The 24157-nt window shown below is 74.0% G+C and carries 13 protein-coding genes; 1 reads left to right on the top strand and 12 read right to left on the bottom strand.

Annotation, left to right across the window (positions count from 1 at the left end; genetic code table 11):
• Window positions 1-64 precede the first annotated feature (64 nt).
• The 3 genes from ACIBIW_RS02035 to ACIBIW_RS02025 form a co-directional block, all read right to left on the bottom strand.
• Window positions 65-2866 (bottom strand): LuxR C-terminal-related transcriptional regulator, encoded by a 2802-nt coding sequence (locus tag ACIBIW_RS02035; RefSeq protein ID WP_399330894.1) that lies wholly within the window; start codon window positions 2864-2866, stop codon window positions 65-67.
• Between the two features lie 537 nt (window positions 2867-3403).
• Window positions 3404-5140, bottom strand: a complete 1737-nt coding sequence (locus tag ACIBIW_RS02030) for an ABC transporter ATP-binding protein (protein WP_399330892.1) — start codon at window positions 5138-5140, stop codon at window positions 3404-3406.
• On the bottom strand, window positions 5140-6948 hold the full coding sequence (locus ACIBIW_RS02025; RefSeq protein WP_399330889.1) for an ABC transporter ATP-binding protein: 1809 nt from the start codon (window positions 6946-6948) through the stop codon (window positions 5140-5142). The genes ACIBIW_RS02030 and ACIBIW_RS02025 overlap by 1 nt, the downstream gene beginning before the upstream one ends.
• Before the next feature lie 411 nt (window positions 6949-7359).
• Here ACIBIW_RS02025 and ACIBIW_RS02020 point away from each other — a divergent pair, with 411 nt between their 5' ends.
• On the top strand, window positions 7360-7968 hold the full coding sequence (locus ACIBIW_RS02020; protein WP_399330887.1) for a TetR/AcrR family transcriptional regulator: 609 nt from the start codon (window positions 7360-7362) through the stop codon (window positions 7966-7968).
• Window positions 7969-8210: 242 nt separating this feature from the next.
• Here ACIBIW_RS02020 and ACIBIW_RS02015 read toward each other — a convergent pair whose 3' ends face one another.
• The 9 genes from ACIBIW_RS02015 to ACIBIW_RS01975 are packed head-to-tail and all read right to left on the bottom strand — an operon-like array spanning window position 8211 to window position 24090.
• The gene (locus tag ACIBIW_RS02015) at window positions 8211-10643 is read right to left on the bottom strand and encodes an SDR family NAD(P)-dependent oxidoreductase (RefSeq protein WP_399330885.1); all 2433 of its coding nucleotides are present in this window, start codon (window positions 10641-10643) and stop codon (window positions 8211-8213) included.
• Complete coding sequence (locus ACIBIW_RS02010; protein ID WP_399330883.1) at window positions 10640-12061, bottom strand: cytochrome P450; 1422 nt, start codon at window positions 12059-12061, stop codon at window positions 10640-10642. The genes ACIBIW_RS02015 and ACIBIW_RS02010 overlap by 4 nt, the downstream gene beginning before the upstream one ends.
• Complete coding sequence (locus ACIBIW_RS02005; protein ID WP_399330881.1) at window positions 12058-14919, bottom strand: KR domain-containing protein; 2862 nt, start codon at window positions 14917-14919, stop codon at window positions 12058-12060. Before ACIBIW_RS02005 ends, ACIBIW_RS02010 begins: the two co-directional genes overlap by 4 nt.
• Window positions 14916-18029, bottom strand: a complete 3114-nt coding sequence (locus ACIBIW_RS02000; RefSeq protein WP_399330879.1) for an SDR family oxidoreductase — start codon at window positions 18027-18029, stop codon at window positions 14916-14918. Before ACIBIW_RS02000 ends, ACIBIW_RS02005 begins: the two co-directional genes overlap by 4 nt.
• Window positions 18026-19393 carry an acyltransferase domain-containing protein gene (locus ACIBIW_RS01995; protein ID WP_399330877.1) on the bottom strand — a complete coding sequence of 456 codons (1368 nt, stop codon included), beginning with the start codon at window positions 19391-19393 and terminating at the stop codon, window positions 18026-18028. The genes ACIBIW_RS02000 and ACIBIW_RS01995 overlap by 4 nt, the downstream gene beginning before the upstream one ends.
• A gap of 20 nt (window positions 19394-19413) precedes the next feature.
• Entirely contained in the window at window positions 19414-20172 is a 759-nt protein-coding gene (locus ACIBIW_RS01990) for a 4'-phosphopantetheinyl transferase family protein (protein ID WP_399330875.1), read from the bottom strand.
• A complete protein-coding gene (locus ACIBIW_RS01985; protein ID WP_399330873.1) occupies window positions 20169-21548 on the bottom strand; it encodes a 3-deoxy-7-phosphoheptulonate synthase in 1380 nt (459 codons plus the stop codon). Before ACIBIW_RS01985 ends, ACIBIW_RS01990 begins: the two co-directional genes overlap by 4 nt.
• Window positions 21545-23425, bottom strand: coding sequence for an anthranilate synthase family protein (locus ACIBIW_RS01980; protein ID WP_399330871.1), 1881 nt, complete (start codon window positions 23423-23425; stop codon window positions 21545-21547). Before ACIBIW_RS01980 ends, ACIBIW_RS01985 begins: the two co-directional genes overlap by 4 nt.
• Window positions 23422-24090: an isochorismatase family protein gene (locus ACIBIW_RS01975; RefSeq protein WP_399330869.1), complete on the bottom strand. Its 669-nt coding sequence runs from the start codon at window positions 24088-24090 to the stop codon at window positions 23422-23424. Before ACIBIW_RS01975 ends, ACIBIW_RS01980 begins: the two co-directional genes overlap by 4 nt.
• Window positions 24091-24157: the final 67 nt, after the last annotated feature.

The raw sequence follows: 24157 nt of genomic DNA, 5'->3' as shown, positions 1-24157 counted from the left end.
ACCGCTCGTTCGGGTGCGGGCCGGTGCCCGGACCTGCCTCTCCCCAGACGGCAGGTACGGGGCCTCAGGCCACCTGTTCCGAGCCCGCCGCGCCGACGAGGCGCAGCGGGGTCATGCGGTTGTCCTGGGTGCGGCTGCTGAGCTTGTCCATGCCGCGCTTCAGGTCGTTGCGGGCCGTGATGCCCAACTTGTGGTAGATGCGGTGCAGATGGTTCTCGACGGTGCGCACCGACACCACGAGGCGGTCCGCGATGTCCCGGTTGGACATACCGGCCGAGGCCAGCGCCGCGACCTCGCGCTCGCGCGGGGTGAGCGACGCCGACGCGTGCTCCTGCCGGGCGTCGCGCTCCACCCAGGCCGGCATCGGCACCCCGCAGCGGAGCTGGAGGTCGCGGCAGGCCGCCGCCGCCTCCCGGCTCTTGCGGTGCTGTCCCGCGGCCCGGAACGCCCGGGCCGCCTGGGCCGCCGCCTCGGTGGCGAACGGCAGCGCGCCCATCCGCACGAACTGCTCGGAGACGTCGGTCAGCGCGGCCCCGTCGCCCTCGGAGAGCGCCTCGATATGGCGGGCGTAGACCCGGATGAGGCCGCCGGTGGTGTGGGCCGCCCGCAGCAGCGAGTGGTGCCGGAAGCTGATCGCCTCGCCCTCGGTGACCCGGGCCGCGAGCTGGAGGGCGGCGACCGCGCGCACCGTGCGCCCCGCCGCGCCCGCCCGCTCGGCCAGCTCCGCCGCCTGCGCGCCCGCGGTGTAGAAGTCCCCGGTGTGCGCGAGGACCAGGGCGCTCTCGAACGCGACCTCGTCCTCGGCGACCGGGGACCTCGGCACCTCGGACCGCCGCGAGCGCACCTCGACGAGGGTGCGCAGCGCCCCCGCGTGGTCGCCCGCCTCCGCCAGCGCGCCCGCGAGCAGCGCCAGCGGCCAGGCCGAGGTCACCGGGTACTCGTGGGAGGTCCCGGCGGCCACCGCCCTGCGCAGCATCCCGACGGCCTCCTCGGAGCGCCCGAGCAGCCGCAGCAGCCGGCAGCGGTCGAGCAGCGCCTGGAGCAGCACCGGCCTGCCGTGGCCCGGCTCCTGGCGGTGGACGACGTCCAGCTCCTCGGCGACGTCCTGGAGGTTGCCGAGGAGCGAGGAGCAGCGGCCCGAGACGGACCTGGCGAGCATGATGGCGTCGGTGTCCCAGTCGGTCAGCGCCTCCTCATAGCGGTTGATGAGGTCCAACGCCCCTGCCGGGTCGCCGAGTTCGCAGCGGGCGAAGGCGACCGTGGGCACCAGCGCCTGGGCGACCGCGCGGCCCGCCACCCGCTCGCCGAGCATGGCCTCGCCGATGGTCACCGCCTCGTCGAGCCGGTCCGACATGACCGCGATCACGGCGCCGGTGCCGTGCAGCGCGTCGGCGTGCTCGGGCTCCACCCGCGCGACGGTACGGGCCAGCAGCTCGCGCGCGTCGTCGATACGGCCCAGGCTCCAGGCCATGTTGACGATGCGGGTGTGCGAGGCCGCGACGTACTCGTCCACCGGCACCCGTACCCGGGTCTCAAGGGCCGCGGAGAAGACCGTCTCGGCCTCCACGGAGTGGCCCTGGCCCACCAGCACCTCCCCGAGCAGCAGGGCCGCCCTGACGCGGTCGACGGCCTCGTCGGGCCGCCTGTCGACGCGCGTCAACAGGCGGCGCACATCGGTGACGTAGCCGGCCGAGTCGGGCATCGGCACGTGCAGCGGCGGCGGTTCCGGTGTGCCGGGGGGTTCCTGGAGCGCCAGCAGGCACATGCGCTCGGCGAGGGTGAAGTCCCGGCGCCTGATGGCGATGCGCGCCGCCTTCAGCAGCGCCGTGTGGTCGGGCGTGAGGCCCGCCTCGACGCGCAGTGACACGATCCTCAGGACGTCGTCGTCCCCGCGGGCCCCGGTGCGCTCCAGGGCGTCGGCTATCTCCCTGCGCAGCCGCTGCGCGGTGAGGTCGGACATCCGGGAGGCGACCACGACCCGGCTGAGCGGCACGGCGAGCCGCAGCCGCACCCGGGCCCTGGTGCGCTCGACGCTGACGATGCCGCGCAGGTCGAGGGACTCGGCGGCCTTGGCGAGCCCCGCGGCGGCGACGATCTCCAGTTCGAGCGGTTCCATGATGGCGAGCATGTGGACCAGCTCGTGTTCCTCGCTGCTCAGGTCGCGCAGCCCCACCCGGATCACGTCCGAGAGCCGCTTGCCCGGGCGCGCGGTCAGGCCCGACCAGCGCCACACCCCGTCGGCGCACTCCAGTGTGCCGTCCTCCAGGGCGTGTTCGATGAGTTCGCGGAGCATGAGCGCGTTGCCGTGGGTGGCCGCCCACAGCCGCTCAAGGGTGGTGGTGTCGGTGTGCCCGCCGAGCCTGGCGCGCAGTACCTGTCCCATGGCGCTGCTGTCGAAGCGCGCCACCTCGATGTGCTCGACGAGCCGTTCCACCCAGAGCTTGTCGACGCCCGGAGGGGTGGGCGCGTCCTGTCTGGTCGCCGCGAGCACGCTCAGCCGCCCCGCGGTGACGAGGCGGTGGAGCTGGACGCTGGAGGGCGAGTCGACCAGGTGCGCGTCGTCGATGCCCACCAGGGGCGGTGGCCCCCCGGTGCCGTCCTCGGTCGAGGGACGGATGCTGTCCAGGCACTCCGCGAGCGTGCCGAAGCCGCGCGCGCGTGTGTCGCCGCTCCATCCGACGCCGCCGACGTGCAGGACCGTGCGGCCCTCGTCGGCGGCCTGCCGCAGGGCGGTGGACAGGAGCAGGCTCTTGCCCACTCCCGGGGCGCCGACCAGGAGCGCGCCGCCCCGCCGCCCGAGGGCGGACCTGATGTGTTGCAGCTCGGTATCTCGTGCCGTTATCGGCCAGTTGAAAGCCTCACGCATTTCCATCTGCTTGTGCCCCCGCACTTGGATATTGCAGCCTGTTTTGCGATGCGTGTCCTGAATCTGTCGGTCCGCTTGGCCCCGAGGAGGTTTAAGCGTCAATTACCCGGAGGATGTGGGAAGTTGAGGTCAACGATTCCGACCCCCGCCGGATCAATTGACTCCTCGCCCGAAAGGACCGTACGAGACGCGATTTTCTGTTGTATGGCGGTCAGTATAGAACGGCAGACTGGGAGGCAAGCTGAAATGTCACCAACCCGTAGAAGAACTGTTGAAGACGCTGGCCGCCGTCGGTTTTCCAGTATGTACCCCCTTTAAACCGGCAACTTCGACCGGCAGGTCTGACAGTATCGCTGCCTGCCGTTCACCCGGAAAGGCTCGGTGTGATATTCAACATGCGCAGGAAACGATAGGCGGGCCCCCATCTGCATGCCAGAGGGAACCCGCCTGTCGGCCACTTCCTGAGATGAACCTGAGGTTCCGTCATGGGCTTGCACGGCGGTCGATCTTCCGTGTGGCCCATTAATTAATTTCGGGTCAAGAAATGTGTCCCGCGAGCACCCAGTCCCTGGCACGGTCCAGGTCGGCCCAGAAGGACGTGTACCTGCCGCCGGCCGCCAGGAGTTCCTGGTGCCCGCCGCGCTCGACGATCCGGCCCTCGTCGAGGAACAGGATCTGGTCGGCCGCGGCCACCGTCTGGAGCCGGTGGGCGATGACGAGCAGGGTGCGTCCCGCGGTCAGGGCGCTCAGCGCCTCCTGCACGGCCTGCTCGTTCTCCGGGTCGAGGGAGGCGGTGGCCTCGTCGAGCAGCACGACGGGCGCGTCCTTGAGGATGGCGCGGGCGATGGACACCCGCTGCCGCTCGCCGCCCGACAGCAGCGCGCCGCCCTCGCCGACCTGCGCGTCCCAGCCGTCGGCGAGGCGGTGCACGATCTCGTCGACCCTGGCGAGCCGCGCGGCCTCGCGCACCTCGGCGTCGGTGGCGGTGGGGCGGCCCACCCTGATGTTCTCCAGGATGGTGCCCTGGAAGAGGTAGACGTCCTGGAACACCGCGGAGATACGGGACATCAGGACCTCGGTGTCGATGTCCCTGACGTCCACACCGCCGATCCGCACCACACCGGCGTCGACGTCCCAGAAGCGCGGGATGAGCTTGCTCACGGTGGTCTTGCCGGAGCCCGAGGGCCCGACCAGCGCCGTCATGGTGCCCTCGGCGAGGGTCAGGGACACCCCGGAGAGCACCCGTCTGCCGTCGTAGCCGAAGTCGACGTTCTCGAACTCCACCGTGTTGTCCGCGGGCACCCTGGGCTCGTCCGGGGCGGGCAGGGTGGGCTGCGCCAGCAGCTCCGCCACCCGGTCCAGCGCGGCGCCCGCGGTGTGCAGGGTGGCGCCGAGGATGGCGGTCTCCGCGATCGGCTCGGTGAAGCGCACCGCGAGCACCAGCAGCGCCAGCAGCTTGGCGGTGCCGAGGTGGCCGTCGAGCGCGAGGTAGGTGCCGACGAGCAGGATCACCGTGAACGCGAGCTGGATCACCAGCGCGAAGCTGATCAGCCCCGGCACCCCGGTCAGCAGCACCCGGCGGGACGCCTCGGTCTGGGTGCGCAGCGCGTCGTCGAGACGCGCTCCCGAGCGGGCGCTGCCGCGGCCGAACACCCGCAGCACCGGCTGGGTCTGGGCGAACTCGACGACCCGGCCGCCGGTCACCGCCTGGGCGGCGCTGCGTGCCTCGTCGGCCTTCGCGCTGAGCCGGGTGCTCCACCGGTAGACCAGGGCGATCACCGGGACGGTGACGGTGGCCGCGAGCGCGAGGCGCCAGTCGAAGGCGTACATCAGCACCACCACGGTGGCCGGGGTGACGAAGCTGGTCACGAGCGGCCGCAGCAGATGGGCCGGGACACCCATGATGTCCATCACGCTTTTGGTGGCCAACTGGCCGAGCTGACCCACCCGTTCGGGCCCGAACCAGCCGAGCGGCAGCGCGGCCACCCGGTCGCCGATGCGGTGGTGCAGGCCCTTGGAGAGCATCGCGCCCGCCTCGAACCCGACGGTCAGGCTCCAGTAGTACGCGGCGCCGTACAGCACCGACACCCCGAGCATCGCCCACATCCAGGGCCACACGTCGGCCGGGTGGGAGCCGAAGAGCGCTTCCAGCACGGGCACGAGCAGGGCGAAGAACACGCCCTGGAGCACGGCGCCCACCACCAGCGCGACGACCATCCGCCGCACCGGCCTGGCCTGCTCGGGGCCGAGCACGTCGATGAGTTGACGGATCATCAGCCGATCCCTCCCGCCACGGTGGCGTCCACGGGCCGCGGCTTTGCCGCCTCGGGCCCGGGGGCGCCGCCCGGCTGCCAGTCGGTGGTGCGTTCGTGCGCGTGCCACATGCGCGCGTACCTGCCGTTCGCCGCGACGAGTTCGGCGTGGCGGCCGCGCTCCACGACGCGGCCCTCGTCGAGCACCACGATCTGGTCGGCGTCGACGACGGTGGAGAGCCGGTGGGCGATCATCAGCACGATACGGCCCCTGGTCAGCTCGGAGAGCGCGTCCTGGACGACGGCCTCGGAGTGCGGGTCGGCGTAGGCGGCGGCCTCGTCGAGGACGATCACCGGGGTGTCCGCGAGCGCCGCGCGGGCCACGGACACCCGCTGCGCCTGCCCGCCGGAGAGCCTGGCGTCCTCGCCGACCACCGAGTCGTAGCCGCGCGGCAGCGCCATGATCTCCTCGTCCACGCTCGCGGCGCGCGCGGCGGCGCGCACCTCGTCGAGGGTGGCGTCGGGGCGTGCCATACGGATGTTGTCGGCGACGCTGCCGCCGGTGAGCCTGACGTCCTGGAAGACGAACGCCACCCGGGAGTAGAGGTCGCCGAGCGACATCTCCCTGATGTCGACGCCGCCGATGGCGATGGAGCCCCCGGTCACGTCCCAGAACCTCGGCAGCAGCGCGGCCAGGGTGCTCTTGCCCGAGCCCGAGGGGCCCACCAGGGCGGTGACGGTGCCCGGCGCGAGGTCGAGGTCGACGTCGGTCACGGCCGGCTGGTCGCCGTCGTAGCTGAAGCTGACGCCCCGGTAGCTGACGCCGTCGTCCGCGGGGCTGCGCGGCGACTCGGGCACCGGCAGCTCCTCGGCGCCGAGGATGCCGGTGACGCGCTCGGCGGCGCCGGTGGCGATGCGCAGCTCGTAGCTCGCGTAGAAGAGCGACAGGATGGGCGCGGTCACCCCGATGCCGAGCAGTGCGAACGGCAGCAGGTCCACCGCGTCGAGCCACCCCTCGGTGACGAACCAGGCGCCGCCCACGAGCGTGACGAGCAGCACCGCGACCGGCGAGAGCACCACCTCGGCGGCCGTCTTCGAGTACTGGGTGGCGCGCACCCAGCCGAGGAAGAAGTCGGCGAAGTCGTCGGCCGCGCGGGCGAACTCGCGGTGCGCACGCCGGGTCTGGCCGAAGGTCTTCACCACGGAGATGCCCTGGACGAACTCCACGGCGCTGCCGTTGATCCGGCCCATCGCCGCGTCGTACTTCGGCAGATTCTTGGCCATCCCGGACATGGTGGCGCTGTAGAGGGTCAGCCCGACGAGCAGCGGGGCGACGGTGATCAGCGTCATCCGCCAGTCCACCCAGAAGAGGTATCCGAGCGACGCGGCGGGCACCACGGTCGCCGCGGTGATGTCGAGCAGGGAGTGCGCGATGAGGTGGTGCATCGCGTCGACGTCGTCCTGTACGGCCTGCTTGACCTGGCCCGAGTTGCGGGCCGAGAACCAGCCGAGCGGTACCCGGCCGAGCCGGTCGACGAGCGAGCGCCTGATGTGGAACTGGAGGTCGTTGTCGGCGAGATGGGAGATCCCCCCGGCCACCGTCATGAGCACGAGGCGCACCAGCAGCGCCCCGGCGCCGACCGCGGTGACCGTCCAGGCGTCGGCGGTGCGGTCGGGACCGTCGTCGACCAGGACCCGGCCGAGCTGGGCGATGGCGATGAACGGCACCACACCGGCCGCGGCGGCGACGGCCTGGGCGGCGACCGCCCAGCGCAGTTTTCCCTTGATCGGGCTGAGGATCGCGCCGAGCGCGGTCTTTCCCGCGGCCATGTGGCCTCCAAGCGCTTCGGTTGGACGGCTATTAGACGGTGTCTAACACCCTGGACTGTACCTGCTTCCCCGCCTGACGCGTCAACCGGCACCGGTCCTGGCGGGATGAAGAGGAGGTGAACTGTGGCGCGCCGGAGTGCCGTTGCCGGGAGGGCGCCCCGGCGCGCGGGATCGGGGACCGCCCTCCCGTCGGAAGCCGGAGCCGCGGGTAACCGTAACAGTGTTTTCAATGCCCACAACACCGCTCTTGCACACTGTCTAAGCGAGAGGGCTTCAAGATGCCCTGGTGACCTGCTGCTTCGTCCGAAAAAAACTTCTCGAACTGGGAGTTGTTCCGGAGTCAGCGGAGCCTGACGGCGCCTGACGGGGTGCCCCGGGGCATTCGTAACACCGTTGTCATAGTGTGGAGGGATGGCCAGGCTCAAGACACATGACGATGCGCTGCGACTGCGGCTGATCAACCGTGCCGCCGCGACGGTCTTCGACCGGGGCCCCGCGGCGCTCAGCCTGCGGCGGCTCGCCGCGGACGCGAGGACCTCGACCACGGCGGTCTACTCGCTCTTCGGCAACAAGGCCGGGCTGCTGGCCAGCCTCTACCAGGAGGCGATGCGGCTCTTCGTGGCGCGGCTCGGCGACATCGCCTCGACCGGCGACCCGGCGGGCGACGTGGTGCGCCTCGGCCTCGCCTACCGCGAGTACGCGCTGGCGAACCCCCATCTCTACGCGGTCCTCTTCCAGGAGAGCCCCGCCCAGTTCGACGCCACCCCCGACGGCAAGCCCCAGATGTACCAGCCCCTCGTGGACGCGGTCCGCAGGGGCCAGTACGCGGAGCAGTTCACGGCCGAGCCCGCGCCCGAGGTGGTGGCACTGGCCTGCTGGGCGACGGCACACGGCCTCGTCTCCCTCGAACTGTCGGGCAACGAACCGCCGGGACTGTCGATCGCCGACTCGTACGAGCGCACGCTACGGGCCCTGGTGGCCGGATGGGGCGTGCCGAGCGCCCATCCTGACGCGGGCTGACGGGCGCTGACGGCGGCCCGCGGCGGCGGCTGACACCCGCTGACACCGCTGACGGCGGCGCACCGCACACGCGCTCCCCGTGCCCCCGCGCGTGCCCCCGTGCCTCCAGACCCACGCGCCCCGGCAGTCCACCCCGCACCCAGGACACGGCACAGGCCCCGAGCGCCGAAGCTCTCGGGGCCTGTCCCGTGCGGTACCGAAGTGGCCTGTGCCGCCGGTCCGGTTGACGGTCTGATACGGGGTCAGCCGGTGAGGGCGACCGCCTGGGCGAGCAGCACGGGCACCCCCTCGCGGCTGCCGGTCCAGTCCCCGGTGCCGGGGTCGGCGCGCAGCCGCTCGACGCGCTGGGCGCCGGGCGCGGGCACCAGCCGGCGCACCACGAGGGTGCCGGGCGTGCGCCGCGGTGAGCGGGCGTCCACCGCGCGCACCAGCGCCTCAAGGGCCGCCGGGTCGATGGTGGGCTCGGGCGGGAACGGCACCGTCCACAGGTCGGCGGGGCGCACCAGCGGCAGCGGTCCGGGAAGCCCCTCGCCGCCCTCGGGGAAGACCACCCCGGCCCAGGCGAGGGCGCCGCCCGCACCCGGCCGCGCCTCCCCTGCGCCGCCGGGGGCCGCCGCGCCCTCCCGGTCCTCGTCGGGGGCGCCGACCTCGGGCGGCTCCTCCCCGTACACCAGCGTGACCGAGGCGACCCGCGCGCCCGCGCCGTCCCGCAGGGCGACGGACACACACCACTCGCCGTCCCGGTAGCCGCCCTCCGCCTCCCGGCGCAGGGTGAGCGAGCCCCCGGTGAACCGCAGCCCCGCGAGCCGCACCGTGAGACCGCGCAACTCCCGCAGGTGCAGCAGCGGCCAGCCCTCGGGCACCACCCAGTCGCCCCCGCCGACCGCGTACTCGACGACGACGCTGACCGGCACGGCCGGTGCCCCGCCCACCGAGAACTCGCCCAGGCAGGGGTGCTCGCCCGCGGTGAGGGTCAGGCTCGTGCGCAGCGAGCGGAACACCGCGTACTCCTCGACCCGCCCGAGGTAGTGGTCGAGCGCGTGCAGCCGGGGCAGGTCGGGGTGGCCGGTGAGCATCCCGAAGCCGCGGAGCTGGCTCGGCGCGAGCACGGCGCCCACCCGGCCGAGGAACACCGCCTCACCGGTGTGCCCCGAGGCCAGCTCCGCGCACCAGCGGCGGGCGCCCTCGGCCGGGTCGAGCGTGGACACATAGCGCACCGCGGCCGCGTAGTTGGCGATGACGCCGAGGCGCTCCCAGGTCGGCCAGCACAGCGTCTGCACCGGGAGGCCGAGGTTGTCCCTGGCCCAGAAGCCCAGCCTGGCCAGGGCCTCGTTGCCGGCCGCGTAGTCGATCTGGCCGACCATGCCGCCCATCCGGCCCGCCAGCGAGCCGACGTTGCTCAGCAGCCGCAGCCGGGCGCGCCGCCCCGGCTCGGCGAGGACCGCGGCCACCAGGTTGGCGAAGCCGGTGACCTTGACCTCGACGGTGCGCACCACGTCGGCCGCCGACTTACGGTCGAAACGGGCCGGTTCGTCGATGCCCGCGTTGTGCACCACGTGCGTCGGGCCCTCGCCGAGCGCGGCGAAGACCCGCTCGACCTCCTCCGGCCTCGTGCAGTCGCAGCGCAGGTAGTCGACGCGCAGCCCGTCGGCCGCCGCGCCCGCCAGATTGGCGAGGACCGTGCGCGCCTCCTCGGCACGGCGCACCTCGCTGCGGACCGCGGCGAGGTCCGCGGGGGTCCTCGCGGTGGCGAGCCTGGCGCGCCGCCAGGCGGTGAACTCGGCATCGTCCAGGGCGTTCCGCCCCTCGGCCGTGGGCCGCTCGCCGCGGCCCGTCACCACCACCCGGCAGCCGAAGGTCTCGGCGAAGGCGCGCGCCGCGGCGAAGCCGACGCCGCGGGCGCCGCCGGTGACGAGGACGGTGTCCTCGGGGCCCGGCGGGCGCTCGCCCGGCGGCGGCGCGTCCACCGCGGGCCGCCCCGCGAGGACATGGCGGCGGCCCGCGCGGTAGCAGACCTCGAAGTGCTCGGGCGCCGGGTACTCCCTGGCCACCGCGTCGGCCACGACGGCGGCCTCGGCCAGGTCCACGTCCACCACGCACATCCCGGCGGCGGGCAGCTCGCGCGGCAGGCACTTGGCGAACCCGGCCCAGACACCGCCGAGCGGCTGCGGCACCGCGCCGCCGCCGTGGCCGCCGAGCCCGCCGAGATGGGTGACGGCGAGGTACACATGCCGCCTGAAGCGCCGCTCCGCGGCCCACCGCGGGTAGGCGGCGCGCACCACGGCGGTGGTACGGGCGAGCGCGGACCGCCAGCCGGTGTCGCCCAACTCGTAGACGTTTCCCGTGACGTTGAGGTCGACGATCCCGTCCCAGCCTTCGCCTGGCGGTGGTTGTGCGCCGTCCGCGGTGTACGGGACCACGCGCGCCCCGAGCCGTTCGAGCGCGGCGCCGACCCCCGCCGTCAGCGCGGTCGGCTCGCCGACGAGCAACAGGCCGCGCCCGGCGAGGGGTTGGGCGGTCCCGGGGCCCTCGTGCGGCACCTCGACGGGCTCCCACACGAAGCGGCCCACCGGCCGTACGAAGGCGTCCGGGTCGAACGACGACAGGTGCGGGCGCAGCGCGGGCCAGCCGCCGGTCGCCCGTCCGCCCGGTGCCGCCGGGGGCGCGAGAGTCACCGTGCCCGCTCCTTCACGGTCACCTTGACGCCCTCACGGGGGAACAGGGTGATATAGCCGCGCTCCGGCGGTGTCGCGGTGTCCACCACCGTCACCCGGAACCTCCCGTGCACCGCGGCCACCGCCTGCCGCAGCAGCGTGAGGCCCATCCGCTTGCCGATGCACTGCCGCCGTCCGCCGCCGAAGGGCACATAGGCCGACCTGTCGCGGTCCGCCCCCGCGCCCGGCGCGAACCGCCCGGGGTCGAAGCGCTCGGGGTCCTCCCACTGGTCGGGGTTGAAGTGGGCGCCGTACACCGAGACCAGCACGGGGGTGCCCGCGGGGATGCGGCGTCCGCCCACCACGTCGTCCTCGACGGCCTGCCGGGGGAACTGCCAGACCGGCGGGTGCATCCGCAGCGCCTCGTCGACGGCCATGCCGGTGTACGTGAGGTTGTCGAGGTCGGCGATGCCGGGCACCCGGCCGCCGAGCATCCGGTCCGCCTCCTCTTCGAGGCCGCGCCTGACCTCGGGGACGCGGGCGGCCTCGTACAGGGTCCAGGCGAGGACGATCGCGGTGGTCTCGATGCCCGCGAGCATCAGCGTGACCAGGTTCGACCAGAACGCGTCCGCGGGCAGCTCCGACTCCTTGATGAGGGTGGCGATCTCGCCGCCCGTGCCCGCGTCGACGTCCTGCGCGGCGCGGGCGACGACCCGCTCCAGGGTGGCACGCGCGCGCCGCACCCGGCCCCGGTAGGGCAGCGGGATGAACGAGGGCAGGCTCTTCTCCAGCGAGCCGACCTCCTTGAAGATCGCCTCAAGCGCGGTGGAGAGCGCCCTGGTGAACTCGCTGCCGTCCTCGGAGAGGTCGCGGCCCACGAGGGCCTGCCCCACCACCCGCGAGGTCAGCCGGGTGGCCTCCGCGTACAGGTCGAACTCCCGCCCGGCGGCGGCGTGTTCGCCGAGCCGGTCGAGGAGTTCCGCGACCGCCTTGACGCTCTCCTCCTCGCGCGCGGCGATGGCTCCCGGGGTGAACGCCGGGTTCACCACCTTGCGGTGGCCGCGCCACTCGGCGTCGTCCAGGGTCAGCAGCCCCGTGCCCATGAAGATGCGGAACGCCTCGTAGTAGGCGCCCCTGCGGTAGTTGTCCACGTTGGACTGGAGGATGTGCCGGATGCCCTCGGGGTTGGTGACCTGCACCGTCGGGTTGTGCGGCCGGATCGGCAGCTTCACCATGTCGCCGTGGGCCCGCTGGGCGCGCAGGGTGAACCGCGGCGCGTCGGCGGCGTACAGCAGGGTCGAGCCGACCAGCGGCCAGGACAGCGGGAGCCCGGTGGGGCCCTCGGGCTCCGGCGGCTGTGCGGTGGCGCCCGTCACCGGGCAGCGCGGGGCGCCGTCCGGGAGGGCGTCGTCCTGCGGGAGGGTGTTCTCTTGCGTCATGGCGTCGGCTCCGGGGCGTTGGCGGCGGCGCGCGGGCGTTCCCGGTACGCGCCGGTGGGCTGGTGCACATGGCCGAGCACGACCCCGGTCATGTCCTTGATCTGGAGCACCACCCGTCCTTCCGAGGTGACGGCGACGGCCCTGTTGTCCTCCTCGCTCTCCAGGTCGAGGCGCGCGGGCAGCGAGTACAGCTCCACGCGCTCGCCGGAGGCGGCGAGTGCGGCGTCGGTGTGGCCGTCGTACAGGTCGATACGGCGGATGGTGCGCGGCACCGCGAGCGGGGTCCAGTCGCCGCCCTCGCCGGGGATGGCGGCGCGCTCCAGCACACACACCCGGGCGAGCCCGTCGAGCAGTACCGAGGGCACCGCGAGGTCGGGGAACCAGCGTGCGATGCCCGCCGGGTCGGGCGCGTACCGCGCGCGCCTGCCGCTGGGGTGGGTGCGGGTGTCGGCGGTGGAGACGAAGACCCCGCTGAGCAGCACCGCGGGGTTGGGCACGTGGTAGGGGTCGGCGAGCGGCCGCGTGCCCTGCTCGTCCCAGTGCTCCCAGCGGGGGCAGGGGACCGGCTCGTCGCGCAGCCTGACCTGGGCCGTGAAGTGGCGTCGGCCCCTGACGAGCACCCGCCCGTCGGGCGCCAGCACATCGCCGGTGACCTCCACCGCCACCACCGACTCCTGGGGGCCGTGGTGCACCAGGCGGGCGGTGATCCGTTTCGTCTCGCCGCGCCCCGGCCGGTAGACCCGCAGGAACGAGTCGAGGCTGACGTGCTCGACGACGGACGCGACCCGCCCCGGCACCAGGTGCATGGCGGCCTCCACCGCCAGTTCCGGCACAAAGGTGCCCGGCAGGGTGGGGTAACCGTTGACGACGTGCTCGTGGAGGTAGCCGTCGCGTTCCTGGCTGAAGGTGCGCACCACGGTCAGCCGCCCTGGCGCCCGGTCCACGATGTCGTCGACGTAGCGGGTGGGCGGCACGGGCGCGGTGGGCCCCGGCGGCGGGCCCGCGGGGGCGCCGACCGCCGGGGCGCTGTGTGCGGGCGTGGCGGTGCGCGCGGGCGTCGGTGTGGCGGTGCGGCAGAAGTCCAGGTAGCCGGGGGCCGCGGCCTCGATGGCGGCGCGCTCGGCGTCGCCGAAGAACACCGTGGCGGGCGGCGCGTCGGCCTGGTCCAGTTCGTGCAGGAAGTGGTCCACGCCCTCGGCCGTGGGCATCGCGGTGAACTGGGCGCTCTTGGCGAGGAAGGTGCGCATCAGCGGGGTGGCGCCGAGGCCGACGTCCCGCCACAGCGTCCAGCCGAGGGTGAACTCCCGGGTGCCGTGGGCGCGGTTGTGCAGCGCGGCGGTGTTGAAGTAGTCGTTGGCCGAGCCGTAGTCGGTCTCCCCCGTCTGCCCGGTGAAGCCCACGAACGAGCCGAAGTTGCACCAGCGCCGCGGCTGCCGGTCGCCGAACGCCGCCTTCAGGTGCGCGTAGGAGCGCACCTTCAGGTCCCGCACGGTGTGGAAGTCCCGCAGCCGCTTCTGGTCCACGGAGGCGGCGCGGTTGGTGCCCGCGATGTTCAGCAGCAGGTCGACGGTGCCCTCGGCGTCGGTGATCCGGCCCACCACCTCGTCGACCGCGGCGCGTTCGCGCAGGTCGCACACGTGGTACGTGACCCGCTGCGGGCCGCACAGCTCCCTGAGCGCCGCCAGGTTCCCGCGGATCTCGCGGGCGGCGCCGAGCCGGTCGTACGCCATGGTGGCCTCGCGCACCGTCATCCGCTCGGGGCCCGTGGTGCGGGCCCTGATGAAGTCCCTGCGCTCCTGGTGCTCCTCGCCCTGGGCGTCGTCCAGCGGGGTGGAGCCGATGATGTGCAGCCGGGGCCTGTCCCGGCGGGCCAGCGCGAGCAGCAGCGCCGCGCCGATGCCGCGCGCGCCGCCCGCCGCCACCACCGTGAGCCCGCCGCGCGGCGCGTCAGCGCCCGTGGCGCCCGGCTCCACCGCCGCCTGCCACAGCAGCCGTTCGCCGCCCGCGTGGTACACGACGGGCAGGAACTGCCCGGTGACCGTCTCGCGGGCGGCGTCGGGCTCGGCGGTGGCGAGGTCGCGTGCCTCGTGCACCACCGCGAGCACCCGGGTGCCCTGCCATTCGAGCGCGAGGCTCTTCGCGAACCCGGTGAAGAGCCCGGCACAGGCGTGCGGCACCCGCGCCGCGTCGACCCCGGCGAGCACGAGCACCACGAACGACTCGGGCTTCCCGGCGGCCGTGGCGCACGCCTTCGCGGTGCGGAACAGCGCGTCGTGCAGGGTCAGCAGCGCCTCGGACGGGGTGGCCCGCTCGGCGCGCAGGTCGACGAGGACCCGGACGTGCCGGGGCCGCAGCCGCTCCACGGCCGCTTCGAGCCCGTCGCCGTGCGGCAGCACCTCGACGCCCGGCACCCGGTCCAGGGTGTTCGTCAGCAGGGCGGTGCCCGCGGGGAAGAGGTCGGGCGCCGCCGGGCGGGCCGGGGCGGGCGCGGGCGTGAGACGCAGGACGTGGCGGTCGAGGAGGTGCGGCGCGGCCGGGGTGCCGTCGCCGGGGCCCTCGGGGGCCGCGGGTGGCGCCGCCGCGGTGTCGGCGTCCGCGGCCGTGCCCGCCGGGGGGCCCGGGTGGGTGTCTGCGGGGGTGGCCCCTGGTGTGCTCCCGCCTGTGTCGCCGGGCGAGTTGTCGGGTGGGGGTGGTGCGTCGGGGTGGCGGAAGGTGATCCGGTGGGTGGGTCCCTCCGGGTGCGCGGTGCGTTCGAGCACCGCGGTACCCGGTGCGGCGGCCTGCCGGGTCAGGAGGGCGATCAGCTCGCGGGCGCCCTCGGCCCCCAGCAGGGTGGCGCCCTGGTGCGCGGCGGTCATGCGGCCGTGCTCCTTTCCATGACGGCCAGGACGGGGAGCCCGGCCTCCTCGGCGAGGGAGCGCCTGGTCAGCGCGAACAGGAACGCGCCCTCGGCCGCGGGCCGCCCCGCCGTGTCGTTCCAGCCGGGCAGCGCGGTGCCGTTGACCCCGGCGACCAGCGCCACGTCGATCTCCCGGAAGGCGAGGTAGAGCCCGGCCACCGAGCAGGCTTCGAGGAACGACGCCTCGCCCGCGTCCACGGTGAGGCTGAGGCCGCGCAGGTCGAAGTAGTTGCAGAGCCGGGCCGCGATCACATTCGGCATCTCGCCGGGGAAGGAGTCCTCGGTGGGCGCGGCGATCAGGCCCGTGGCCCGCTCGGTGAGGCGCTGGAGGAACTTCGCCCGTGCGGCCGGCTCCCCGGCGTCCGCGACCGCCGCCGCGATGTCGTCGAGGTAGGCGCGGGTCTTGTAGAGCAGGGCGTTGCGGGTGGCGCCGGTGTGGCCCACCACGACGCCTGCCGTGCGATGGTGGCCCAGGCAGAACTCCCGTACCTTCTCGTCGAGTTGCTGCATGCAGCGGACCAGCATCAACTGGGTGCGGTCGGTGGCGCGGGCGGTCGGCGGCGGCATCCGCAGCTCCTGGAACGGCGGCACCGGGTAGACGGGGCCGAACGAGGGCTCGGGCGCCGCGCCCCCGCCCGCGCACCACCCGGCGACCTCGTCGGGCGCCGGGTCCCCCGGCAGCCGGGACGACCAGCCGACCACCACCAGGTCATCGTCGACCGGCGCGGGCACCGCGACCGGCACCCCCGAGGCCCGCGTGGACGCGTGGTCCTCGGAGAGGATCAGATGCGCGTTGGTGCCGCCGAAGCCGAACCCGGAGACCGCCACCCGGCGCGCCCGGTCGGCGCGCGCGGGCCAGGGCACCGGCTCCGTGGGCACCCGCAACGCGTCGGAGAGCCCGGCGAGTTCGTCGGGCAGCCGCTCGAAGCGGTACTGCGCGGGGATCACCTCGTGCCGCAGGGCGAGCAGCGCATGGATCACGGACACCACGCCCGCCGCCCAACCGCTGTGCCCCACCAGGGACTTGTTGGAGGTGACATAGGTCGTACGGGCACTGGCGTAGCGGGTGTGCAGACCGGTGAACTCGGCCATGTCGCCCGCCGGGGTGCCGGTGGCGTGGGCCACGATCCAGTCCACGTCGTCCGCTTCGAGGCCGCCGCGCGCCAACGCCCGCTCCACGGCCAGCTCCTGGCCCGCGGGCGCGGGCGCGTAGATCGCCTTGCCGCGGCCGTCGGCGGAGAGGCCGACCGCGGAGAGCAGCCCGAGCACCCGGTCGCCGTCCGCCCTGGCCCGCGAGAGCCGCTTCAGCACGACGAGCCCGGCGCCGTCGGAGAACAGCGCACCGTCCGCGCCCGCGTCGAGCGCGCGCACCGCGCCGCCCGCCGAGAGCCCGTTGAGCTTCGCGAACAGCACGGAACCGCTGGGCGCCAGGGCGAAGGAGCCGCCGCACACCGCGATGTCGCTCTGCCCCGAGAGCAGGTCGCGTACCCCCAGGTCCATCGCGTACAGCGAGGACGAGCAGGCGGTGTCCACCATCCGCAGCCGGGTGCCGGACGGCAGGATGCCGGCCATCGCGTCCCGGCCGACGCGGTGCGGCAGATACGCGGCCGAGGGGTCGTCGCCGCGGTGGAAGCGGCGGCGCAGCGCCCGGCCCACGGGTCCGGTGACGGCGTCGTCGCCGTCCTCGGCGAGCGCGTCGAGCGCCTCCCCGAGCACGAACGCCTCCTCCAGGTGCTGGCTGCCGTCCGGGGTGTAGCCGACGCAGAACGAGAACCGGTCGGCCGGGCCCCTCGCGACCCCTTCGAGCGCCTGGTGGAGGCTGTGGCGCAGCCACAGCGCGGTGTGGTCGAGCCCGGCGTCGGCCAGGCCCTCGTCGCGCAGCAGGGCGTGCGGGGTGAAGCCGGTGATGAAGCCGGAGCGCCGCTGGTACGTCTTGTCGGGCGCGGCCCTGTCGTCGTCGTGGAAGCGGCGCATGTCCCAGCGCTCGGCCGGGGCCTCCACGAACAGCTCGTCGCCCTCGACGAGCAGCCGCCAGAACTCCTCGGGCGACGAGGCACCGGGGACGGCGAGGCCCATGCCGACGACCGCGATCGGGTCGGCCGTGTCGTCAGTGTCGTCAGTGCCGGCCGTGTCATCCGCGTCATCCGTGTCATCCGCGTCGGCCACGGCCGCCACCGGGGCCTCAGGGCCCGGTGCGGCGGTGTGCGCGGGTTCTGCGGTGTGCGCGGGTGCGGTCCGCGGGGCGGGCTCCGCCGCCGCGGGCGGGGTGGGGGACATGGCAGAGCGCAGCAGGGTGAGGCCGCCGTCCGCGAGCACGGTCTGCCCGGTGACCCAGCCCGAGCGCTCCGAGCCGAGGAAGAGCACCACCTCGGCCAGGTCCTCGGGGCGTCCGAGGCGGGCGAGCGGGGTGGCGGCCACGGTGTTGGCGCTGACGTCGTCGAAGGAGGGGAACAGCTGCCCGACCGGGTTGTCGATCAGGCCGCAGGAGGCGGCGTTGACCCGGATACGGTCCCCGGCGAGCTCCGCCGCGAGATAGCGGGTCAGCGACTCCAGGGCGGCCTTGGAGACACCCACCGGCAGGTAGTTCGCCGGGGTGGTGACCGAGCCGAGCGAGGAGACGTTGACCACCGCGCCGCCCGCACCGACGGCCCTGGCGAGCAGCGGGCGGGCGTAACGGGCGCACCACAGAGGGCCCTTGACATTGGTGGCGTAGGTGCGGTCGAGCAGTTCTTCGGTGATCTCGTCGAAGGGCACGAAGGAGCCCGCTGCCGCGTTGTTGACCAGCAGGTCGAGGCGGCCGTGCGCCTCGCCGATCTCCGCGAACATCCGCTCCACCTGCGGCTGCCTGGCCACCGAGCCCCGTACCACCCGCACGTCGAGGCCCCGTCCGGTCAGCTCGCGCGCCTGCTCCTTGGCCGCGTCGTAGGAGTGGAAGCAGCCGAGCAGCACCGTGGCGCCGCGCTCGGCGAGCCGCTCCACGACGACCCGGCCCACGCTGCCCGCACCACCGGTCACCAGGGCGATACGCCCGGTGAACTCGGGCTCCGCGAGGGGGGCTCGGGCACTCATCGGGCGCCGCTCCCCTCGGTGACCCCGGCGGCGACGAAGTCGACGACCTTGCCGAAGGTGTCATAGTCCGCCACCCGCAGGCCCGTCGGCGGCCTGCCGAGGCCGAAGCGGTCGCCGAGCCTGCTCAGCAGCTCGGTCTGCTTCACCGAGTCCACCCCGAGGTCCGCTTCGAGCAGCACGTCATCGGTGAAGATCTCCTCCGGGTACTCCATCGCCTCCGCGTACAACGTCCGTACCAGACCGGTCAGTTCGTCGCGGCCGAGGGCGGCGGGGGCCGCCGCGTCGGCGGTCACGTCGGCGGCGGGGGGCTCGGGTGCGGTGGTGGGCACGGGGGCCGCGGCGGCGGTGGCGGGAGTGGTGGGGAGCGGGGTCGCGGGGGTGGCCAGCGGGGCGCGCAGTGCGTCGGCGGCGGCCGTGAGGCCCGCCTCCTCGTCGCGGCCCGCGAGCGGTGCGACGGTGTGCGCGGCCGGGTACGCCTCGGCGACAAGACCGGTCAGCACCCGTCCCGCGCCGACCTCGACGAAGGTGCGCCCGCCCGCCGCGTGCAGCGCCGCGAGCGCGGACCTGAAGTCGACCGGGGTCACCAGGTGCAGGGCCAGCAGCTCCGCCAGATCGTCGCCGTCCCGGTAGAAGCGGCCCAGGATGGGCGAGTACACCGGGACCTCGGCCGGGCGGCGGCGGAACGCGCCGATACGGGCGGCCAGTTCGCGGCGCGCCTCGGCGAGCAGCGGGTTGTGGAAGGGGTGCGGGGAGCGCAGCGGGGTCGCGCCGATCCCGAGCTGCCGCGCGACGGCCTCGGCGGTGGCGATCGCCTCGGCGGGGCCCGACACCACCGTCTGCTCCTCGGCGTTGTCGACGGCCACCACCAGCGCGGGGTGCTCAAGCAGCGCCACCAGGCGCTCGGCGCGCTCCCGGCCGCAGCGCAGCGCCAGCATCGAACCGGCCTGCGCGGTGTGCGCCCGTACCACCGAGATCCGCTCGCACAGCACCGCCGCCGCGTCGCCGAGGTCATAGGCGCCCGCGCAGGTCAGCGCGGCGATCTCGCCCAGGCTGTGCCCCAGGTGCAGGCCCGCGCGCACCCCGCGCCCCGCGAGCAGCCTGTGGGTGGCGACCGAGGTCGCGAACACCGCGAGTTGCAGCGTGTCGGGGGCCTGTTCGAGCAGGGCGGTGGGGGTGGGTGGGGTCGGCGAGAAGAGCGTGGCGGACACATCGCGGCCGAGGCGCTCCTTGGCGACGGCGTCCACCACCTCGAAGGTGCCCCGTACGGCGTCGGCGCCGCTCTCCCAGAGCCCGGCGAGGGCGCCGGGGCGGTAGGCGCCCTGGCCGGGGAAGAGGGCCACGGTCAGGTCAGGATCTCTGGTCACAGCGGTAACTCCAGTCGTAATCAGACCCGCGACAGGGCGGTCGGTGCGGCCGGTGACGGTGCCTTCTGCGGCGCGGTCAGACCGGCCGGTTCGTTCAGGTCGATCCGGCGCACCACACCGGGCCTGCCGCCCTGGACGGCGACGGCGAGGGCGTGCCGGGGGGTCGGCCGCAGCAGCTCGAACCACCAGCCCGTGGCGGTGTCGGCAGGCTGCGCCGGGTCGTGCACGGTGATGGCGGCCGCGCTGCGCGGCGAGAAGTGGAAGCCGTCGAGGTTGCGCCGCATCCCGGTGCCGAGGGCCTTGAGGTACGCCTCCTTGAGCACCCACAGCTCCCGGGTGCGGGTGACGCGCTCGGCCGGTCCGAGCGCGTCGAGTTCCGCGCGCTCGCACGGGGCGAGGAAGCGCGCCACATGGGCGGCGGAGTCCGCGGTCAGCGGCTGGCTCTCCACATCCACCCCGCAGGGCCTGCCGTCGGTGACGGCGCAGACGGCGAGGCCGTCGGTGTGCGAGACGCTGAAGCGCACCCCGTAGTGGGCCGGGCGCGGCTCGGGCCGTCCTTCGGGGCTGGTCCAGAACCACCATCCGGCCATCGGGTGCCCCGTCCGCGCGCTGAGCGCGAACCGGCTCAGCAGCCGTCCCGCGAGGAACTGCCGCTTCTGACGCGGCATCAGCATCCGGTCGTGGCGGGCCCGTTCCTCGTCGGTGAGCATCCTGGTGCCCCCGGCGTGCTCGGCGAACCGGTCCCAGGCGTGTTCCGGCAGCAGCCACAGGTCCGTCACAGCGCGGCCCCCGGCAGTCCCGGCGGCCTGAGCAGGTCCGCGCCCTCGGCCAGCCGGTACGCCAGGTCGAGGGACTGGTGCCAGTTGAGCCGGGGGTCGCACACCGAGCGGTAGCGCTCCGGCAGGTCGTCGAAGCCGACGCCGCAGCCGCCGCCCACGCACTCGGTGACGTCGTCGCCGGTCAGCTCCAGGTGGACGCCGCCCGGGTGGGCGCCGAGGCCGAGCAGCACCTCGAAGAAGCCGCCGGTCTCGTCCAGGATGTCGTCGAAGCGGCGGGTCTTGTGCCCGGAGGGGGAGCCGATGGTGTTGCCGTGCATGGGGTCGCACACCCAGGCCACGGCCCTGCCCTCGGCGGTGACCCGCTCGACGAGGGCGGGCAGCACCCGGCGCACCCGCTCCGCGCCCATCCTGGCCACCAGGGTGAGGCGGCCGGGATCGTTGTGCGGGGAGAGCCTGTCGATCAGCGGCAGCAGCTCATCGGCGGTGACTCCGGGGCCGATCTTCACCGCGATCGGGTTGCTGATCCGGGAGAAGTACTCCACGTGCGCCCCGTCGAGGCGCCGGGTGCGCTCACCGATCCACAGCAGGTGCCCCGAGGTGGCGTACGGGTGCCCGGTCGAGGCGTCGACCCTGGTCAGCGCGGACTCGTAGTCGAGCAGCAGGCCCTCGTGGGACATGAACAGCTCGCCCGGGGTGTGCCAGCCGTCGCCGGTGCCGATGAAGCCGCCCGCCCGTTCGATGCGGTCGGTCAGCGCCTCGTAGCGCTCCCGCTCGGGCGCCGTCGCCGCGAACTTGCGCAGCGCGGCCAACGCGGGCTCCACGCCGGAGAGTTCGCCGCCGCCCCAGGCCCGTACCAGGTTCAGCACGGCGGCCGACTGGTGGTAGACGCGGACCATCCGGTGCGGGTCGGGGGTGCGGGCGGCCGCGGTGAAGGCGTGGCCATTGACCGCGTCGCCCCGGTACGCCGGCAGTTCCACCCCGCGCCGAATCTCGGTGTCCGAGGAGCGCGGCTTGGCGTACTGCCCCGCCATCCTGGCCACCGTGACCACCGGCAGCGACATCATGTACCCGAAGACGGTGGCGAGTTGCTGGAGCGTGCCGACGCTGCGGCCGATCGAGGGGGCGCCCACCGCGTCCAGCGCCTCGGCGCAGTCGCCGCCCTGGACCAGGAACGCCTCGCCGCGCGCCACCGCGGCGAGACGGCTCTTCAGCAGGTCGCACTCGCGCGGCATCACCAGCGGCAGGCTGCCGGTGAGGGTGTGCACGGCGGCGTCGAGCGCGTCCGGGTCGGGCCACGCGGGCTGCTGTCCGGCGGGCAGCGAGCGCCAGCCGGTACCGGCCGCGTGGGCGTGGGGCAGGTCGAGCAGGGGAGTCACGCCGTCAGCTCCGCTCGGTGAGGCACCGGCGTCAGCGCGCCGGTGACCAGGCTGTCGAGTATGGCCGCGCCGTGCCGGGTCATCACCGACTCCGGGTGGAACTGCGCGGAGGTGAAGCCGGGGCCGCGCAGCGCGTGCACCTCGCCGGTGGCGGGGTCGCGCGCGACCTCCACGGGACCGAGGCGCAGCGGGGAGTCGAGCACGCAGTGCGCGGTGTAGGCGGCGAACGTGTTGTAGAAGTACACCGGTTCGGCCGTGCCGAACAGGTCGACGGTGCGGCGCACACCCTGTCCCGGGACGTCGAGGCGGCGCAGTTCGAGGCCGAGCAGCGAGCTGAGCACCTGGTGGCTGAGGCACACCGACACGAAGGGGATGCGCAGGTTGAGGAGGCTGCCGGTGACCGCGCGCAGATGCGCGATCTTGGGGTGTTCGGTGTCCCGGGGGTCGCCGGGGCCTGGGCCGAGGACGACCAGGTCGTAGCCGGTGAGCCGGTACGGCTCGTCGTAGCGGCGCACCGTGACGTCGTAGCCGAGGCTGCGCAGTTGCAGGGCGCCCATCGCGGTGAAGGTGTCCTCCGCGTCGATGATGAGCACCTTCTCGCGGGTCGCGGGCCCGGCCGGGACCGGCGCCAGCCAGAAGTCCGAGAGCGGCGCGTTGCGCGCGGCGAGCGCCGCCCTGACGCGCGGCTCCTCGTCGAGGCCGAGGGGGGTGCGGCGGTCGGCCACCCGGTGCAGGGCGTCGAGCAGGCCCGCGGCCTTGGCGGCGGTCTCCGCGGCCTCCTTCGCGGGCTGCGAGTCGCGCACCAGGGTGGCGCCCACCCCGATCCGCATCCGCCCCGACGCGTCGGTGTCGGCGGTCCTGATCATGATCGCGGAGTCCATGCGGCGCCGCCCCGCGGCGTCCCGGCCGACGAGCGCGGCCACCCCCGAGTAGTAGCCGCGGCCGGCCGGCTCGAACCTGGCGATGACGCGGCAGGCGCTCTCCACCGGGCTTCCGGTCACCGTCGGCGCGAGCAGCGTCTCCCGCAGGATGTCGCGCACGTCGCGGGCGGTGTGCCCGACGATCCGGTACTCGGTGTGCGCGAGATGGGCCATCTCCTTGATGTGCGGCCCCACCACGTGCGCGTCGTCGCACACGCGGCTCATCATCTTCAGCTCCTCGTCGAGGACCATGTACAGCTCGTTGGTCTCCTTGCGGTCGGTGAGGAAGTCGAGGACCGAGTCGACCGTCGGACCGCCCTCGGGGTAGCGGTAGGTGCCGCTGATCGGGTTCATCACGGCGACACCGTCGTCGAGGCTCACATGCCGCTCGGGGCTCGCGCCGATGAAGGTGCGCTCGCCCGTGTGGATCAGGAACGTCCAGTACGCGCCCGGCTCCCCGCGCAGCAGCCGCCCCCAGAACGCCAGCGCGGTACGGGCCGACCAGTCGGGGATCTCGGTGACGAAGGAGCGCTTCAGCACGAAGTTGGCGCCCGAGCCGTGCCCGATCTCCTCGGCCAGCACCCGGGCGACCAGTTCGCCGTACTCCTCGTCGTCGAGGTCGAAGCGGCCCTCGCCGGTGGCGACGGGCCAGCCGAGCACGGTGTCGAGCACGTCGCCGACGGGCAGCAGCGCGGCCTCGCGCACCGGCATCGCGAGGACCGGCTCGCCGTCGTCGGGGGCGTCGAAGCCGCGCTCGGCGATCACCCGGTAGGGCAGTACGGCCAGCACCTCGTGGGTGCCGGGGTCGCCGAGGTCCGGCACCGGCAGCTCGTGGACGCCGCCCACCTCGGTGAACTCGCCCAGCAGCAGGTCGACATGGCCGGGGGTGCCGCTCTCGGGGCGGTGCAGCAGCGCGAACGGGGTGCCGCCCTCGGCCAGTTGCGCGAGCGTCCTCATGCCGGCTCCCCCACGGGCGCGGGGGCCGCGGCCGACAGCGCGTCGAGCACCGTACGCGTCGGCAGCACCATGCCGCAGCGGGACGCCGCGTACTGGAGCGCCATCCGGTGGTACTCGGGGGTGAAGTCGGCGACCGCGTCGGCGACCACGAACGGCTGGACGGTGTGCGCGAACGCGTCGGTCGCGGTGAGCAGCACCCCGACATGCGCGTAGATCCCGCAGATCACCAACTGGTCGCGGCCCTGCTCGCGCAGGAACTCAAGGAGCGGGGTGTGGTGGAAGGCGCTCGCTCGCCACTTGGTGAGCACCGTGTCCCGCGCGGTCGGCGCCAGCTCCCCGGGGATGCCGGTGTCCGCGGGGTCGGCCGACATCCCGTCGCCCCAGAAGTCCACCAGCAGCCCGCGCTGCTGCGGCGTCATGTCGCCCGGCTGCGCCGAGTACACGACGGGCACGCCGAGTTCGGCGCAGCGCGTGCGCAGCGCCGTGACATGGGCGAGGAGGTCGGTGCGTGGCTGCGCGCCGGGCGGGAACGGGGAGAGGAAGTAGTGCTGCATGTCGTGCACGAGCAGCGCCGCGCGGCGCGGGTCGACCCGCCAGGAGACGGTGTTCTCCGGCAGCTCGCCGGGGCGCGGCATCGGATACGGGTCGATCGGGGCGATCGCCACGTCGGTTTCCTTTCCTGTCGTAAGACGGCTGGTGGGCCGTGCCCCGCCGGGTGGGGGAGCGGTCGGT

It is taken from the genome of Streptomyces sp. NPDC050560 (assembly GCF_044457285.1).
Classification (GTDB): domain Bacteria; phylum Actinomycetota; class Actinomycetes; order Streptomycetales; family Streptomycetaceae; genus Streptomyces.
The sequence above is the reverse complement of the archived record's forward strand: the minus strand, read 5'-3'. Positions and strand labels throughout refer to the sequence as shown.